Genomic DNA, 15,666 nt, shown 5'->3' with positions numbered 1-15,666 from the left:
CAGAAGAGTATGGAGTTTAAAATATAATATGGAAGTGAATAAGGTTTTCACTTAAAGAAACTACGAGATGAGTAAGAGATATTTCTAAATCAATTTCCATTTGCATGGGAATTTAATTGGAAAAAGAACCATATAAAATTATGAAGGGAGGAGAGTCATAAAATGCAGAGAATGAACAATTATTTTCGTGCTCGTGCGAGTATGGTATACATGATGACTAATAATGAAGTAATGAATCACATTGTTGCTTTTCATATGGATACGAATGGAATGCTCACCTTTGTGGGTTCTTACCGAACTTACGGAAGAGGTACTGGTATAAAGGAAGTTTCTACAGAAACGGCAAACGATGGTATAGATCCTCTAGCATCACAAGGTTCTCTGACTTTGTCCCGTGATGGTCGTTTCCTATTTGCAGTTAACGCAGGCAGTCATAGTATCAGTAGTTTTATCATAGCAGATAACGGGGTGCCGACTTTCGTGGATGTAAAGCCATCAGGAGGTGCTCAGCCCAATAGCATTGGTGTGTATGATAATCTTCTCTATGTCTCCAATGTAGGTAATGCTGCAAACAATTTTGCATCAAATATTACTGGATTTCACATAGATGATAAGGGAAACCTTACACCTATTCCACGATCCACTCATGCTCTCAGTACCTTTAATGCTCAGCCCGCACAAGTTCTCTTCACCCCGGATGGTAGTAAAATTGTTGTCTCCGAGCTTACATCAAACCATCTCAGTGTCTTCCATGTAAATAAAGATGGTACGGTCACAGGACCAATTGTTAATGATTCTTACGGTAAAGGCCCATTGGGTGCTTACTTTCTATCGTCCGGAATTCTCTTAGTTACAGAAGCAGTTTCAAATGCGTTGTCATCTTATTCATTGAGCAATGATGGTACTCTTCATGTAATCAGCGGCTCTGTACAAAACGGATATAAAACTGCCTGTTGGGTTATAACAACGAAGGATGAACGTTTTGCCTACACTACGAACACTTTAAGTGGCACCATCTCCACCTACCAAATCGCCCCCAATGGAGTACTGTCAGTAGTAAGGCATATTACTAGTACACCGCCGGGGACAGCACCGGGTCTTCCGATGGATGTTGGAGTGAGTAAAGATGGACGACATTTTTACACCCTTAATGGAAATCAGGGCACAGTGTCAGTATTTAATATTCAAAGTGATGGTAGTCTAGTAAGGTTGCAGGTTGTTGCTTCATCAAATTTTCCTTACTTTGGGTCGCAAGGCTTAGCTGTTCTTTGATTCTATTGGACCGCTATATTTGTGTGGAAAAGAAAAATATATGACGGTGTATGAATAGTAGACATGTAGATGAATTAGGAACCTTTGATTAAACAGCAATTGTCCACCTTGCTTACGTAAAACGGAAAAACCCCCTATAGAAAATTGATAGGGGGTAGGGAAATGTTTAAGAGAAAGACTGATTTTGCGCAGGTTTTATAAATTGTTCTGGGTTTTCAACAAGCCCACATACAGCACATTGGACGCGGTAAGTAGGTCCTTGATAAGCCATATGAAAAGCGTTCATCGTTTCATTCGTGTATTCTTCTTCTACATGACCAGTTTGTGGATTTAATTTTACTGGTTTTACTTGTTGCTCGAGAATATTAAAGCGAGTTCGGTTCGTTTTACAACTTGGACAAAGCATTGGTTCCATATGTATACACCTCCATTTGTAGCATTTCTTAAGCGGTATGATTTTATGCAAGTAAAAAAACTTTCTCAACATAAATAGGTATTTATTATATTTAAAATTCAGAAAAAATAAAATATAATGAATGTAAGAACTGGTTATGTCCAAACCAAATCTCCTGTTTTATGCCAATAAGCTGGGGGGCCGAGAAATCGGCCTCATTTTTTTGTGCTCATCTCAATAAGGTACAAGGTTTTTAAAAACATTTGTCGAATTTTTAGAGGTGAAGGTTAAGGGGGAATAATTATGAACTTAAAAATGAAATACATTATTTTATATGTGGAAAAGTTTGAGCAATGTCTTCAGTTTTATAAAGAAATTTTAAGATTACCAATAAGAGCAGAGCACGGTACATATATTGAATTTGAAACAGGAGCAACAATTTTAGCGATGAATACACGAGAGGATGTTAAGGAGTTAACGGGACTACCTCTTACAGAAGGTGTACTACAATCTTCTCATTTTGAGTTAGGGTTTGTTGTAGAAGATGTAAAGGGAACGATTGAGAAATTAAAAGAACAAGGGGTTAAAGTTCTAGTTGAGCCAATCGTAAAACCGTGGGGACAAACAATTGCTTACATTGCCGATCCAGACGGTAATTATATTGAAATTTGTAGTTCATTAGAATAGAAGGAGAAAAAGAGGATGGGGTTTCCAAAATTAGAGACAGAACGTTTACTATTAAGAGAACTTACACTATTAGATGCAGAAGCGATGTTCCATTATTTTTCAAAAGAATCCGTTATTCGTTATTTCGGAATGGACTCTTTCGAAAATATTGAGCAAGCGAAAACGACTATTCAAACGTTTAGAAAGCGTAATGAAGAGGGAAGTGTATTTCGCTGGGGAATAGAGAAGAAAGGCACGGATCAATTAATTGGTACGTGTGGGTTTCATTTAATTAACAATCATCATAAACGAGCTGAAATTGGTTATGAGCTAGATGATACATATTGGGGACAAGGATACGCAACCGAAGCACTGCAAGCAATGCTAGCTTACGGATTTGAAACGTTGCACTTTATAAGAATTGCAGCTGTCGTATATATAGAAAATGAAGCTTCCCGTAATTTATTAAAAAAAGCCGGATTTCAAGAAGAAGGATTACTTCGAAAATATATGATTCAAAATGATGTTGCTCATGACACGGTCGTTTATTCATTATTAAAAGAAGATTGGAAAAAGTAATGAGCACAAATGAAATAATGAAAGTTATTAAGGAACATAAAGATGAGCGATTTATACTAGGTATAGACGGACTAAGTCGTTCGGGTAAAACAACTTTGGTTAAAGAGTTGGAAGCAGATATGAAGCAAAGTGGAATCCCGTTTCATATTTTTCATATTGACGATCACATTACCGAGCGTAACAAGCGATATAATACTGGATTTGCAGAATGGTATGAGTACTACAACCTTCAATGGGATATAGAGTGGTTGCAGCGAAACTTTTTTTGGAAGTTACAAAGCGATATACAAGTACAATTGCCTTTCTATCATGATGAAACAGACATATGTGAAATGAAAGAAATACAGCTTCCTTTAGTAGGTGTAATAATTGTTGAAGGTGTTTTTCTGCAGCGAAAAGAATGGAGAAATTTCTTTCATTATATGGTGTATTTGGATTGTTCAAGAGAGACAAGGTTTCTTCGCGAGAGTGAGGAAACGCAGAAGAACCTTCCAAAGTTTCAAAGTAGGTATTGGAAAGCTGAGGAGTATTATTTGGAAGCGGAATTGCCGAGGGATAGGGCGGATTTAGTCGTTACAAAATGAAGCTAAGTATAAAGAAGTGCATGAAAAATTTGATAGTAAGATGAAAACCGCATTATCAGAGGAGAAAATGAAAGATCTTACTCCTGTAATTGAAAAAGCTGGTTTATATATTAAATAAAAAACAGATAAAGTGGAAGTGTCCGCTTTATCTGTTTTTTATTATTTTAACCAAATTATGGTTATTCATGCTAATATGAACTCATAGCTATATAGAAGGGGTGGGTAATTATGAAAACAGAAATAGTTTCCAAAAAGAAGTACAGCATAATAAGCTATGTATCTTTACTCATCGGAATTATGTGTTTTTTATTCGTTTTTATAACTCCGACGAGAATAGCGAATGCGGGTAATATAGTGGGAGATTATATTACAATTGCTCTGACAGGCGTAGGTATTATACTTTCAACAATTGGAATCACGAAACAAACAGAAAAGAAGGCAATTGCAATTATCTCATTAATACTTTCCTCATCGTTCTTTATTTTTTGGATTATCGCGATTATCTTATTGTTTACTGGCCAAATAAATTTTGCGCCGTAATGAGCAATAAAAAGAGTCCTTCATATAAGAAGGACTCTTTTTATTCGGTATCTTCAGGTTGATATTCTAAAAGATCCCCAGGTTGGCATTCTAATGCTTTACAAATAGCATCTAAAGTTGTAATTCTAATTGCTTTTGCTTTTCCATTTTTTAATATAGAAAGGTTAGCCATTGTAATTCCAACCTTCTCTGAAAGTTCAGTTACGCTCATTTTTCTTTTCGCTAGCATTACATCAATATTAATTATTATTGCCATGTTATTCACCTCAGACCGTTAAATCATTTTCTGATTTTATATCTATCGCATCTTTTAAAAGTCTTTGGAGAACGGCAGCAAAGACTGCGATAACCATTGAAGCAAAGATTAGGAGCATGCCAAGTATAATAATACCTGGTGCATCATCTCTTTCCGCCACAAGATAGAAGAGTGGCATACCTACCACATATAAAATACTGATTGTTACTGCACATTGTTTTATCTTCTTTAAAGCTCTAACAGATAATTTCGAGAAAGCGTTACCCTTATCAATGAAGCTTACAAGTTTAAAAGCTTGATACAGAGCGAAATAAAAAGGTACCACCGTTGCATACAGATTGATTAAAATAAGATATTTTATATATGCAATATCGGGATACAATTCCGCTGCATAATTCCCTATGTTAGGAACTAAAAATATACACAAAGCAAGAACAGGGATTCCAATCAGAATAATAGCTGTCTTTAAAAAGAGTGTTGATCTTTGTTTCATATAAAGCACCTCATTTATTAATTATCTATTTAATCTAACATGAAATTTATCGTTTAACAATAAAATTTTATTTATTATAATCGTGTTTTTATTGTTAAGTAAATTTGAATTTCAGATGAAAATAAAAAGTACTGCTCTTTATAAAAAAGGGTGCCAAACAAATAGACTTCTTGTAATAAAAAAGTATGGTGAATATGGTGATATATACCATTGTTCCTTTGACGAAATATAGTACAGATAATCGTTCCTTCTTTCTGTAAATGATGTTATGTTAAAAGTAACGATTAAGTCGTTCTAATAATAAGAGTTTTTAGAAAAACAATATTTTTCGTAATTTGAAGAGGTGTTAATGAAATGAAATCGTACACGCAATTTGAACGTAGAAAACACATACTAGATGAGTTAGAAAAGTACAACCGAGTTATGGTAAATGATTTAGCGAAGGTACTAAATGTTACAACAGAAACGATACGAAGAGATTTAGATATGTTGCACAAGGAAGGGCAGCTTACGAAAATACATGGTGGTGCAATTAAGAAAAAAGATCAAACACTAGAATTTCATTTTGATAGGCGCCGAGCTGAGAATATTGAAGAAAAACGAAAAATTGCAATGGAAGCAAGTAAACTCGTAGAAGATAATGATATTATCGCAATTGAAATTGGGACAACCACAATGCAAATTTTGGATTACATACACGATAAAAAGAATTTGACGATTTTAACAAACTCGATACCAGCTGTTAATAAAATTATTGAGCTTAAAGAACAATATGATTCCTTTGATTGCAGGTTAATAGTCATTGGAGGAATATTGAATACAAATTCATTAGCATTGTCTGGAGAAATGACGTTAAACTATCTTGACCATTTCACTGTTAATAAGTTATTTGCTTCTTGTGATGGAATTTCTTTAGAGAAAGAACTAACATGTTCGTATATTGAAGATGCACAAATATATAAGCAGTTAAAGAATAATGCAAAACAAGTTGTCATGATGGCTGATGAGTCAAAGTTTAATTTAACAAAGTTCTATAAAAGCGGGAATTTCAGTGACATCGATGCATTATATACAAACGCTAAGCTCGATGAGGCGTGGCACAATGTGTTAACAAGTAATGGGGTAGAAGTAATAACAGTATAGAAAACAAAAAGAAGACTATTTCTTAGTAAGTTGAGAAATAGTCTTCTTTTTGTTTATATGTTGTTTTATTTTGTTTATTTGTTGTTTTTACAATTAGTTAACAAATTAACAACATTGTGTTAATAATATACTCGTACAATATGAATTAGGAGGTGGCAAGAATGCAAATAAAACTATCAAAAGCTGTGTTCTTTTTACTACCAGTTGGAATACCTCTAATATTGTTTTGGATTATTCCGAATTTCATTAGCTTAGGTATTAGTTTTACTGATTGGGATTTTATGACGAATGATTTTAACTTTGTTGGTTTAGAAAACTATTTCAATTTATTTACACAAGATTCTTTTATGCAAGCATTGCTAAATACGTTTTATTTCGGAATTGGAACAGTGATTCCAACGATTGCATTAGGTTTAGGATTCGCATTATTCTTCCGAAAAAAATTTAAAGGTTCTGCATTGTACCAATTAATGATTTTTTCACCTTGGGTAACGCCAACAATAGCTGTATCCATTGTGTGGTCACTTTTATATGAACCTCAATTTGGAGTTATTAATAAAGTTCTAAACTTTTTTGGGATACCAGGTTTGGACTGGCTTCAAAGTAGTCAAACAGCGATGTTAGCAGTCATTATTGTGACAGTTTGGAAATTAGTTGGTTGGACGATGATCTTCTATATTGGCGCATTAGAAAAAGTTCCAGATAGTTTATATGAAGCAGCTAGTATTGATGGAGCAAATTCATGGCAGAAATTTCGATATGTAACACTGCCAATGGTTTCATCAACAACTTTCTTCTTAGTTGTTGTCAATACAATTTCTTCAGTGCAGGCTTACGATCAAATAAAAATTTTAACACAAGGTGGACCTAGTGGTTCGACGCGTACGTTACTTTATTTATTCTTCCAACAAGGGTTTGAACAATTTGATATGGGATCTGCAACAGCAATCGCATTTATCATACTAATCATTACAATACTACTATCTGTTATAAACAAAATAATAGGTGACAAGTGGGTGAACTATTAAGGTGAATAATATGAAAAAAGGTCCATTAATCGTAAAGCATCTCTTTCTAGCGTTATCAAGTATACTATTTATTTTTCCATTCATATGGATGGTGCTTGGTTCGTTTAAAACATCTAGTGAAGTATTACAAGGAGGTTTTTGGCCTAAAGAATTTCACTGGGAAAATTATCAGCAAGTATTAGATATACTTCCATTTAGCACATATTTATTTAATAGTTTCTATACTTCTTTCATCATTACTATATATGTACTTGTTTCGTCAGCGCTTTTTGCTTATATGTTGGCATTTTATAAGTTTAAAGGCAAGAATATTACGTTTAGTGTTGTGATGGCAACCTATATGATCCCTGGAGCTGTATCGTATGTTCCTGTATATGTAATGTTAGGGAAATTTGGTTTGCTTGATTCACATTTTGGATACATGATTTCTATGGCTGTTAGCGTATTCGGTATTTTCTATTTGAAACAAACGTTCCATAAAGTTGGTTTTGAAATAGTAGAAGCAGCCAAAATTGACGGAGCGAGTGATTGGCGAATTCTTTGGAAGATTATTTTTCCAATGACACGATCATCATTTGTAACTCTAGGATTGGTCACATTTATTGGTAACTATAATAATTACATTTGGCCAGCTCTTATTTTGAAAGATAATACACAAAAACTAATTACGAATGGAATTGCTGATTATTTCATTAATAGTTCTTTAGGACGAGATTGGTCACACATTATGGTTGCAAGTACAATCGCAACGGTGCCGCTCTTAATCGTATTTTTAATTCTACAAAAATGGTTCTTATCTGGTGTTACTGATTCAGGAATAAAGGGGTAATTAAATAGTAAAGGAGATATGTGGGATGAAAAAACTATTCATGCTTCTAACAGTTTTAACATTGTTTGTTAGTGCACTTGCGGGTTGTTCAGGTGGAAAAGGAAGTACGGTTAAAGCGAGTAAAGAAGGGGAGAAGGTTGTTGTTCCATTCATTAATGGAGTAGGGGGCTCTCTTGCAGATCGTGTAGATAAGATTGTGGAAGAATACAATAAAAGTCAGGACAAATATGTAGTGAAAACGACAAAAGCGGGTAGCTACGATGAGTCATATCAAAAGCTACAAAGTGGATTTGCAGCGAATAACCAAGAAGCAATTGCATTACTAGGTTCTGATGTCATTCAAGAATATGCTAAAAAACAGTTAATCGTACCTATAGATGAATATGTTAAAAATGATACTAATTTAAAAAAGGAAGATTATGGAAAAAGATTTATAGAGCAAGCAACAATTGACGAGAAGTTATATGGCATTCCGTTTTACGGTACAACGCAAATTTTTTATTACAATAAAAAAGCATTGGCGGAGAATGGCTTTACAAAAGAGGATTTAAAGACGTGGGAAGGTGTAGAAAAGGTAGCAAAAACAGTCGCAAAACGTGGTGAAAACGGAAATGTTTCATATGCTGGCTGGATGCCAATGTGGGGGACGTCAAACTTAATTGATGCAGTTCGCAGTGCTGGCGGTAATGTATTAAGTGAAGATGGTAAAAAAGTATTAATTAACGATGATACTTGGGTTACGGTATGGGAGGAATTCCGCACATGGCTTCATGAAGATAAAATTATGAAAATACATTCAGGTGGTACTGGATGGGAATATTGGGATAAAACAGTAATTGATTTAGTAGAAGGCAGAACATTAGGGTTTACAGGATCATCTGGTGACCAAGGATTTGTTTTCAAATCATTAGGTAAAGGAATGACGGAAGAAGAACGTCTTAACACGTTTGACGCATTGCCACAACCAGCTTGGGGTAATAATAAACCAGCGCCAAAATTAGAAACATATTTATTCACATTAACGAGAAATATTGATCCAGAAGTAGCGAAAGGTGCATATGACTTTATGAAATTTGCGACAAGTACGGAGAAAACGGCTGAATGGTCAATGGCAACAGGCTATATTCCTGTTCGTAACAATGTAACAGAGTACGGTCCATATGCTGAATTTGTTAAAAAACAACCACAAGCATTAGTTCCGTTAGAACAAGCCAACAATAATGGAGTGGGACCATTTGTAGATCCAACGGGCGGAAAAATCAATGACGCTTTAAATGTAGCAAAAGATAAAGTAGAGATTGAAGGGGTTCCAGCAAAGAAAGCATTAGATGAAGCAGCTAAAGTTGCGCAAGAAGAGTTAGATAAAGTTTTGAAAAAGAAGAAGTAAACCTGTTTGTAGTACGAACGTGAGGTGCTTTTGAACGAAGGAAGTGCCTCTAAAATTCACTTGAAAAGGTGTGAGAACTATGATCGAAATAACAAGTACGATAACACTCTCTCCATTCGTAAAAAATAAACACTGTTTCCAAATGGATGAAACTGATATTACAAACTTTACATTAACAATTGATCAAGGGGATAGCCGAAAAATTCCGCTTTTACTAATCTTAAGAGATCCTAACGGTTATGTACGTATACAATATCAAACTCCAATTGTAAATGAAAAACTAGTCGTTTCGAAAGATTCAAAGTTTTGTTCTGCTGGTTGTATTGGAGGAGACATACAGTCAGGTAATTGGGAATTAGAAGTCGTATATATCCCTCATTGTGCAAAGAAAGTAGTGAAATTTACTGGGGAAAAAGTTGACTATACAGTAAATATAGAAGTGAATGATCAGTTGGAGCGAAAGTATAATAGAGAGCATTTTTGTAAGGGCAATGTTTTTATCGATGAAGACCGTTTTAATAAGGTAGTAAATGAAGAACATCGCTGGTACAAAGGGGATTTTCATGAACATACAGATTTAACAGATGGCGAGATAGATGATGAACTTGGAATGGGAGTATGTGAAAAACAAGAATTAGATTTTTTATATGCGACGGAGCACAATATTGTTATGCCATCATATCAAAAAGGAAACACATTAATTATACCATCTATGGAACTTACAACTCCTTATGGTCATTACAACATATTTGGTATAAGAGAATTCATTGATTTTACAGAGTATATAGATGAATCATTTAGCGCTGAAAAAATGAATGCACTATTTTCACTCATGAAAGAAAAAGGCTATTTATTGAGTGTGAATCATCCATTTATGAAGCCTTGGGCGAACCAAGTTAATATTAATTTAGAAAATGTTCATACGATGGAAATTATGTGTGATCCAACTTATAAAAAAAGTAAATCATCTACTTTAGAAGCTTTACGTTGTTTCGATCAAATGTGGTCAAATGGTCTTAAAATCTGGGGAATAGGAGGAAGTGACTCTCATTTACATCCGTCTAAAACATTCCCAGGATCAAAAGACCCATCCATTTACGGTGATCCAGGAACATATGTATTATGTAACGGTTTATCAATTAAAAACTTGAAATTTGCGATCAAAAACGGAAGAATTTATTTCTCTCGATTTAGAAAACTAGCGATAGATATTCAAAACGAAGGTGAAACGATTGCTGTCGGCGATGAGGCTAAAGGAAATATTGTCTATAACGTTCAAACAGATAAACCGTGTGAGTGGAGACTACTTATAAATGGAAGAACGATTGAAAAAGAATACGGCAGCGATGCAACTTTTGCATTCTCTTTAAATGAAGGGGCGTACGCTAGAGTTGAGGGATGGGAAGAGGACGAATTAGTGGCGTTTATTAATCCTATTCATAATAAAGTTCAGATTAAAAATATAAAAACATGGAATGAAGTTATAGGGGGAATAAAGGGTGAATAAAGCGATTATTTTTGATAAAGATGGAACATTAATACAGTTAGATTCAGTTTGGTACAAAATTGTGCATCGTGTGTTAGATGATATATTTCAAACGTATCCAAATGAAAAAAGTAAACGAGATGACTACTTAACGATTATTGGTATGAATGATAACGATTTTGAGAGTACGAGTTTACTAGCTTGTCGCACAAATTACTTTATTGCGGCTGCATGGTATTCGTTGCTAGAAAATCAACATGTGAATAAAGAGGGTTTTATTCAAAATGTATGTCTTCTATTCAAAAAGTACTCTACTGCAGATGATCTTGTATTTACAGAAGTGGAAGGTGCAAAGGAAACGTTACGATATTTAAAAGACAATGAATATATTATTGGGGTTGTTACGGCAGACGATGTTGATGCAGCTATTCATTCTCTGAAAATGACTGAGTTATATGATTATGTAGATTTTTTAGGTGCAGATGATGGTGTGAATAGAACAAAACCTGAAAGTGACTTTTATCATATGTTTAAAGAAAAATTTTCACTAACTGAAGAAGATGTGCTTATGGTAGGTGATACATTAACAGACGTTACATTTGCAAGAAATAGTAACATTAAAGTAGTGGGCGTCTTATCGGGTGCGAGCAGGAAGGAAGATTTAGAAGGAAAAGCGGATTATATTTTAAACAGTATGAAGGATATTTCGAAGATTTTATAATTCATGTCATCATAATTTTTAACAATATCTATAAATATAGCTCGAATTCTAGGAGGATATTATGGCTCAACTATCATTCAAAAACATTTACAAAAAATATGATCATGATGTGACAATCGTAAAAGATTTTAACCTAGAAGTAAATGATGGAGAATTTATCGTTTTGGTTGGCCCTTCAGGGTGTGGGAAATCTACAACATTACGTATGATTGCAGGACTTGAGGAGATTTCAGAGGGCGACTTTTATATTGATGGAAAGCGTGTAAATGATGTTACACCGAAAGATAGAGATATTGCAATGGTATTTCAAAACTATGCGCTTTATCCGCATATGAGTGTGTATGAAAACATGGCGTTTGGATTAAAACTACGAAAATATAGTAAAGAAGAAATTGACCAGCGTGTGCAACATGCAGCAAAAATTCTTGGACTTGAGCAGTATTTAAGCCGAAAGCCAAAAGCACTTTCAGGTGGGCAACGTCAGCGTGTTGCCTTAGGCCGAGCGATTGTTCGAAATGCAAAAGTATTTTTAATGGACGAGCCTTTATCAAACTTAGATGCGAAGTTGCGTGTTCAAATGCGTGCTGAGATTACAAAATTACACAAGCAGCTGCAAACGACATCTGTATATGTCACGCATGATCAAATTGAAGCTATGACGATGGCGACGCGCTTAGTTGTACTAAAAGATGGGATTATACAGCAAGTCGGTACACCGAAAGAAGTGTATGATAATCCAGAGAATGTATTTGTCGGCGGATTCATCGGCTCTCCTGGAATGAATTTTTTCAAAGGAGTATTAACAGATAATGCAGTTATGATTGATAAGTGGAAAATTGAAGTGCCAGAAGAGAAGATGAAAGGCTTGCGAAATAAGGGCTATACGAATAAAGAAATCATAATAGGAATACGTCCAGAAGACTTTTATTATGGAAAAGAAATCGAGGATTTACCATATAACACAAAAGTAATGGTATGTATTGATGTAGCAGAATTAATGGGGGCAGAAACATATCTATATTCTAACATTAATGGCCAATCCTTTGTTGCACGTGTGGACACATCTTTAGATGTGCAAAGTCAATCTAATATAGATCTAGGTTTAAACATGGACAAAGTGCATTACTTTGATTCAGAAACTGAGAAACGAATTGTTTTTTAGATAATAATTAATATGATTATACCTTTAGAATTTCTTCAACTACTACAAATAAATGAATAGCAAAAAGCCGATTATCCTTTAGATTACAGGGAATCGGCTTTTTTATATAAAAGATTGCTTAGCGTATATTATCAAGACCTAAATCCAAAAAACACTTAAAATATCACGCTCCTAACATATTGTATATGACTAATATGTTAGGAGCGTTTATTTTGGTAATGAGTTTTGAAACTGAATTTGAATAGTATTTTTCTCAATCTGGATAAAAATAAGGAAAGTACCATAAACGGTCGTTTTGGGTACTTTCCTTAATTCTTTGTAGGTTTAAATTAAAGCTCGATCAAAAACATGTATTAGAAACATATAATTTTTCTTATTTAATTAACAGCGGATAGGTGTCTGCAAATAAATTATATCAATCAGAAGTTGTCTACAAAGAAATATGTGATTCTAAAATTGTTGCGGAACTAGCCGTTGCATACCGAAAGACGAATATAAACCCAGAGTTACAAGAGTTTTTGAAAATAGCGAAAGGCAAGGCGATGAACACATTTACAAAATGACGAGAAAATGACAAAACTGTAAGAATGCACGAATGTATGTAAGAAAGTTCGATGTTTTCCTTTTTCTTTTTTTATTATAGTGAAAAAGAAGAAAGAAGAAGGAGATGTCATACTCATGGTGATGCCTATTTTTATGAAAGTAAAAAAAGCGTGGGAGGGGAAGGAAGATGACGTTTTCTCAGCTCGCGTTTAAAAACGTTAGTCGAAATATACGTACGTATGCCGCTTATTTTTTAAGTGAAAACGTCATGTTAGAGGAAGAAACAGTACATTCACATAGTTAAGAAGTAGTTAAGTCCCATTTAAACCTTTTTTCCCATAATAAAATTATAAGCGTACAAGAAGGTTGGTATTTTTAGATGAGTACAATAATCAAAACTATTCGTGTAATGAAGGTATATGGCAATGAGTTAAACACCTTACTATAAAGGAGGGATTTGAAAATGTCTTTTTCTCAATTCAATATTGATATTTTTCGAGCAATTAATGATTTAGGTAAACAATATTCATTCCTAAACTCAGCCATGGTATTTTTGGCAGAATATATGGTATATATTTTTGGTTTAATTATTATAGCTTATTGGTTTACCGGGTCCAGAAAAAGTAGGATGATGGTTATTCAAGCGATGGTTGCTTTTGTGATTGCTGAGGTGATTGGAAAAATAGCAGGGAAATTTCATTTGAATTATCAACCGTTTGCAGTATTGCCTGATGTTAATAAACTTGTCGACCATGCTGTAGATAATTCATTTCCTAGTGACCATACGATTCTCTTTTTTTCGATTTGTTTTTCGTTTTTGCTTGTTCGTAAAAAGACTGGATGGTTATGGATTATACTTGCATTTTGTGTAGCAATCTCTCGTATTTGGGTAGGGGTTCATTATCCTTTTGATGTTGTAATAGGGGCTTTAATAGGATGTGTTTCAGCGTTATTTTCGTATTGGTTAGTACCGGAATTTTCTTTTATCAAGCAATTGCTTACTCTATATGAAAGAGTAGAGAAACATGTTTTACCATCCAAAAACAAATCAAAGGGATTTTGAGTATACAAGTATAAAAGTTAGCGTGAAAGATACAGATGCTGACGACCTATATATGGAATGTATTCATGTTGCAGCTATTGCTGAACAAATTAAAGAGCAACAACGAATGAAGAAGGATTCTTAATTTTGTGTGTTTGTGGATGTGATAAGCGCCCAGATTTTAGGCAGTGTTGCGGTTCTCTTTCGTTGCAAAGTAAAGGTCAAGTAACTCCAAAATATACAATACAAGTTGATTTTGGAGTTATTTTTTGTTTGCTTCACTTTTTTTCGGCACTCTACAGCTAGATGGTATTACTGACACGTACAAGTTATCAACAATCTTTATGTTGAAAGAATCTTAGCGTACGAAAATCGCTTTTTGTTGGCAGTGCCCTGTCACAATCAAGCTGAGAAAAACAAATAATCCAAAACGAGAAAATTCTTAAGTTGATGGATGTGTGATGCTACTCCTATGTTAAGGTTCGAGTCATTTGAAACAGCACCCTCTATATTGAGTGGTGTTAAAGCGACGTATATGATAAAAAAGATGTATCGCTTGTAAAAAAAATGCATCACCTTGAATGAGCTAATACGACAAGAATCCGTTTCGGGCCTAATTAGGGAATGCAGTACAGATCAGTATATAGTATACAAGCATTCCCTTTCTATAAATACGGTATGTTTTTAATATAATTAAAAGAAAATTTTTGTGTTCTTTAATATGATGTCACATAATACCAGTTTTTTTCTATTTTTGTGATTTCTTTATATTCATTATTAAAGTCGTATTTGTTTGGTCTAGTATCATTTGGTGTATAAATAAATCCTGAAAAATTATCTAATATACCACGATAAGTAAAAAAGAAAACAGAAATACCATTTTTATTTTGTTGAATAATTACATCCCCACCGTTTTTGGAAGTGGATGCAAACTGTTTAGGTAAATGAATTTGTCTACTATCATAATGAACATTAGGAGTTAACTCTTTATGTTCTATAAGTGCTATAACTTTTTCACGGTCTTCTTTATAGATAATAAAATCTAAATTTATATAAATCTCATTAAATGGTATACATATCCAAGTAATTATTATGATTAATTGAATAATTAACGGTTTCCAGTTTTTGTATTTGATAAGATGTATGATTGTGAAAATAAATATTAAGAAAAACAATCCATGAACTATTATTGAAAGAAATGGCATAACAAATGGGGTAAGGAATTCAACTAAATACCATTTGAAAAAATGATAAAGTATGAGAGCGAGACCGCTTATTAATGTAATTTTGGTTAAATTCTTATTCAAATTTTGAATCTCCTTTCTATACTAAAAACATATGATTTTAGTATGAATATAAAATATGTTTTTCATAAATTTCCCTTAGTTTCATTTTATTAACTTTGTTTGATTAATATTTTGAATATATCATAGATTTGAAATTAAATAAACGGACATTAAATTTTTACATTTTATATAGAATAAAAGTGAGGGAAGTTTTCAAAATAGACTAGTTTTTTATTTGAAATGTAATTTGATTAG

19 protein-coding genes are annotated in these 15,666 nt (G+C 33.7%); 15 read left to right on the top strand and 4 right to left on the bottom strand.

The window, feature by feature from the left end; genetic code table 11:
* The first annotated feature begins 162 nt into the window (after window positions 1-162).
* Window positions 163-1,272: a lactonase family protein gene (locus LCF45_RS14680; protein ID WP_002013536.1), complete on the top strand. Its 1,110-nt coding sequence runs from the start codon at window positions 163-165 to the stop codon at window positions 1,270-1,272.
* Window positions 1,273-1,438: 166 nt separating this feature from the next.
* Here the strand turns inward: LCF45_RS14680 and LCF45_RS14675 are convergent, their stop codons facing one another.
* Window positions 1,439-1,687, bottom strand: a complete 249-nt coding sequence (locus LCF45_RS14675; protein WP_002013535.1) for a hypothetical protein — start codon at window positions 1,685-1,687, stop codon at window positions 1,439-1,441.
* 282 nt (window positions 1,688-1,969) lie between these two features.
* Here LCF45_RS14675 and LCF45_RS14670 point away from each other — a divergent pair, with 282 nt between their 5' ends.
* The 4 genes from LCF45_RS14670 (at window position 1,970) to LCF45_RS14655 (ending at window position 4,035) form a co-directional block, all read left to right on the top strand.
* Window positions 1,970-2,353: a VOC family protein gene (locus LCF45_RS14670; protein WP_002013534.1), complete on the top strand. Its 384-nt coding sequence runs from the start codon at window positions 1,970-1,972 to the stop codon at window positions 2,351-2,353.
* Between the two features lie 15 nt (window positions 2,354-2,368).
* Window positions 2,369-2,911 (top strand): GNAT family N-acetyltransferase, encoded by a 543-nt coding sequence (locus tag LCF45_RS14665; RefSeq protein ID WP_003190206.1) that lies wholly within the window; start codon window positions 2,369-2,371, stop codon window positions 2,909-2,911.
* Window positions 2,911-3,495 (top strand): kinase, encoded by a 585-nt coding sequence (locus LCF45_RS14660; RefSeq protein ID WP_078203515.1) that lies wholly within the window; start codon window positions 2,911-2,913, stop codon window positions 3,493-3,495. Before LCF45_RS14665 ends, LCF45_RS14660 begins: the two co-directional genes overlap by 1 nt.
* Window positions 3,496-3,723: 228 nt before the next feature.
* Complete coding sequence (locus LCF45_RS14655; protein ID WP_002110521.1) at window positions 3,724-4,035, top strand: hypothetical protein; 312 nt, start codon at window positions 3,724-3,726, stop codon at window positions 4,033-4,035.
* 40 nt (window positions 4,036-4,075) lie between these two features.
* Here the strand turns inward: LCF45_RS14655 and LCF45_RS14650 are convergent, their stop codons facing one another.
* Together LCF45_RS14650 and LCF45_RS14645 are read right to left on the bottom strand one after the other, a co-directional pair.
* Window positions 4,076-4,291, bottom strand: a complete 216-nt coding sequence (locus LCF45_RS14650; protein WP_002168132.1) for a helix-turn-helix domain-containing protein — start codon at window positions 4,289-4,291, stop codon at window positions 4,076-4,078.
* Window positions 4,292-4,301: 10 nt separating this feature from the next.
* Window positions 4,302-4,784, bottom strand: coding sequence for a DUF2975 domain-containing protein (locus tag LCF45_RS14645; RefSeq protein WP_002127922.1), 483 nt, complete (start codon window positions 4,782-4,784; stop codon window positions 4,302-4,304).
* Window positions 4,785-5,138: 354 nt separating this feature from the next.
* Here LCF45_RS14645 and LCF45_RS14640 point away from each other — a divergent pair, with 354 nt between their 5' ends.
* From LCF45_RS14640 to LCF45_RS14595, 10 genes are all read left to right on the top strand, one after another.
* Window positions 5,139-5,927 carry a DeoR/GlpR family DNA-binding transcription regulator gene (locus LCF45_RS14640; protein WP_002127921.1) on the top strand — a complete coding sequence of 263 codons (789 nt, stop codon included), beginning with the start codon at window positions 5,139-5,141 and terminating at the stop codon, window positions 5,925-5,927.
* Window positions 5,928-6,088: 161 nt separating this feature from the next.
* On the top strand, window positions 6,089-6,955 hold the full coding sequence (locus LCF45_RS14635; protein WP_002165547.1) for a carbohydrate ABC transporter permease: 867 nt from the start codon (window positions 6,089-6,091) through the stop codon (window positions 6,953-6,955).
* Between the two features lie 10 nt (window positions 6,956-6,965).
* On the top strand, window positions 6,966-7,784 hold the full coding sequence (locus tag LCF45_RS14630; RefSeq protein ID WP_002110514.1) for a carbohydrate ABC transporter permease: 819 nt from the start codon (window positions 6,966-6,968) through the stop codon (window positions 7,782-7,784).
* A gap of 25 nt (window positions 7,785-7,809) precedes the next feature.
* Window positions 7,810-9,171, top strand: a complete 1,362-nt coding sequence (locus LCF45_RS14625; protein ID WP_078422427.1) for an extracellular solute-binding protein — start codon at window positions 7,810-7,812, stop codon at window positions 9,169-9,171.
* A 79-nt stretch (window positions 9,172-9,250) separates the two neighbouring features.
* Entirely contained in the window at window positions 9,251-10,678 is a 1,428-nt protein-coding gene (locus tag LCF45_RS14620) for a CehA/McbA family metallohydrolase (protein WP_002165549.1), read from the top strand.
* Window positions 10,671-11,378 carry an HAD family hydrolase gene (locus LCF45_RS14615; protein WP_002110510.1) on the top strand — a complete coding sequence of 236 codons (708 nt, stop codon included), beginning with the start codon at window positions 10,671-10,673 and terminating at the stop codon, window positions 11,376-11,378. The genes LCF45_RS14620 and LCF45_RS14615 overlap by 8 nt, the downstream gene beginning before the upstream one ends.
* Window positions 11,379-11,439: 61 nt before the next feature.
* Window positions 11,440-12,540 carry an ABC transporter ATP-binding protein gene (locus LCF45_RS14610; protein WP_002165550.1) on the top strand — a complete coding sequence of 367 codons (1,101 nt, stop codon included), beginning with the start codon at window positions 11,440-11,442 and terminating at the stop codon, window positions 12,538-12,540.
* 395 nt (window positions 12,541-12,935) lie between these two features.
* Window positions 12,936-13,103: a type 2 periplasmic-binding domain-containing protein gene (locus LCF45_RS14605; protein WP_033708081.1), complete on the top strand. Its 168-nt coding sequence runs from the start codon at window positions 12,936-12,938 to the stop codon at window positions 13,101-13,103.
* 443 nt (window positions 13,104-13,546) lie between these two features.
* Window positions 13,547-14,146 carry an undecaprenyl-diphosphatase gene (locus tag LCF45_RS14600; protein ID WP_002127913.1) on the top strand — a complete coding sequence of 200 codons (600 nt, stop codon included), beginning with the start codon at window positions 13,547-13,549 and terminating at the stop codon, window positions 14,144-14,146.
* Window positions 14,109-14,270 carry a hypothetical protein gene (locus tag LCF45_RS14595; RefSeq protein ID WP_002127911.1) on the top strand — a complete coding sequence of 54 codons (162 nt, stop codon included), beginning with the start codon at window positions 14,109-14,111 and terminating at the stop codon, window positions 14,268-14,270. The genes LCF45_RS14600 and LCF45_RS14595 overlap by 38 nt, the downstream gene beginning before the upstream one ends.
* Window positions 14,271-14,841: 571 nt before the next feature.
* On the opposite strand, the gene LCF45_RS14590 is transcribed toward LCF45_RS14595, so the two are convergent.
* Window positions 14,842-15,432: a hypothetical protein gene (locus LCF45_RS14590; RefSeq protein WP_243513723.1), complete on the bottom strand. Its 591-nt coding sequence runs from the start codon at window positions 15,430-15,432 to the stop codon at window positions 14,842-14,844.
* Window positions 15,433-15,666 lie beyond the last annotated feature (234 nt).

This window comes from Bacillus sp. 41-22 (genome assembly GCF_025809295.1).
GTDB lineage: Bacteria > Bacillota > Bacilli > Bacillales > Bacillaceae_G > Bacillus_A > Bacillus_A mycoides.
The sequence above is the reverse complement of the archived record's forward strand: the minus strand, read 5'-3'. Positions and strand labels throughout refer to the sequence as shown.

Excerpts from the sequence above, each read along its gene's own strand:
- LCF45_RS14680 (WP_002013536.1), top strand. The coding sequence starts at position 163 with ATGCAGAGAATGAACAATTATTTTCGTGCTCGTGCGAGTATGGTATAC.
- LCF45_RS14675 (WP_002013535.1), bottom strand. The coding sequence starts at position 1,687 with ATGGAACCAATGCTTTGTCCAAGTTGTAAAACGAACCGAACTCGCTTT.
- LCF45_RS14670 (WP_002013534.1), top strand. The coding sequence starts at position 1,970 with ATGAACTTAAAAATGAAATACATTATTTTATATGTGGAAAAGTTTGAG.
- LCF45_RS14665 (WP_003190206.1), top strand. The coding sequence starts at position 2,369 with ATGGGGTTTCCAAAATTAGAGACAGAACGTTTACTATTAAGAGAACTT.
- LCF45_RS14660 (WP_078203515.1), top strand. The coding sequence starts at position 2,911 with ATGAGCACAAATGAAATAATGAAAGTTATTAAGGAACATAAAGATGAG.
- LCF45_RS14655 (WP_002110521.1), top strand. The coding sequence starts at position 3,724 with ATGAAAACAGAAATAGTTTCCAAAAAGAAGTACAGCATAATAAGCTAT.
- LCF45_RS14650 (WP_002168132.1), bottom strand. The coding sequence starts at position 4,291 with ATGGCAATAATAATTAATATTGATGTAATGCTAGCGAAAAGAAAAATG.
- LCF45_RS14645 (WP_002127922.1), bottom strand. The coding sequence starts at position 4,784 with ATGAAACAAAGATCAACACTCTTTTTAAAGACAGCTATTATTCTGATT.
- LCF45_RS14640 (WP_002127921.1), top strand. The coding sequence starts at position 5,139 with ATGAAATCGTACACGCAATTTGAACGTAGAAAACACATACTAGATGAG.
- LCF45_RS14635 (WP_002165547.1), top strand. The coding sequence starts at position 6,089 with ATGCAAATAAAACTATCAAAAGCTGTGTTCTTTTTACTACCAGTTGGA.
- LCF45_RS14630 (WP_002110514.1), top strand. The coding sequence starts at position 6,966 with ATGAAAAAAGGTCCATTAATCGTAAAGCATCTCTTTCTAGCGTTATCA.
- LCF45_RS14625 (WP_078422427.1), top strand. The coding sequence starts at position 7,810 with ATGAAAAAACTATTCATGCTTCTAACAGTTTTAACATTGTTTGTTAGT.
- LCF45_RS14620 (WP_002165549.1), top strand. The coding sequence starts at position 9,251 with ATGATCGAAATAACAAGTACGATAACACTCTCTCCATTCGTAAAAAAT.
- LCF45_RS14610 (WP_002165550.1), top strand. The coding sequence starts at position 11,440 with ATGGCTCAACTATCATTCAAAAACATTTACAAAAAATATGATCATGAT.
- LCF45_RS14600 (WP_002127913.1), top strand. The coding sequence starts at position 13,547 with ATGTCTTTTTCTCAATTCAATATTGATATTTTTCGAGCAATTAATGAT.
- LCF45_RS14595 (WP_002127911.1), top strand. The coding sequence starts at position 14,109 with ATGTTTTACCATCCAAAAACAAATCAAAGGGATTTTGAGTATACAAGT.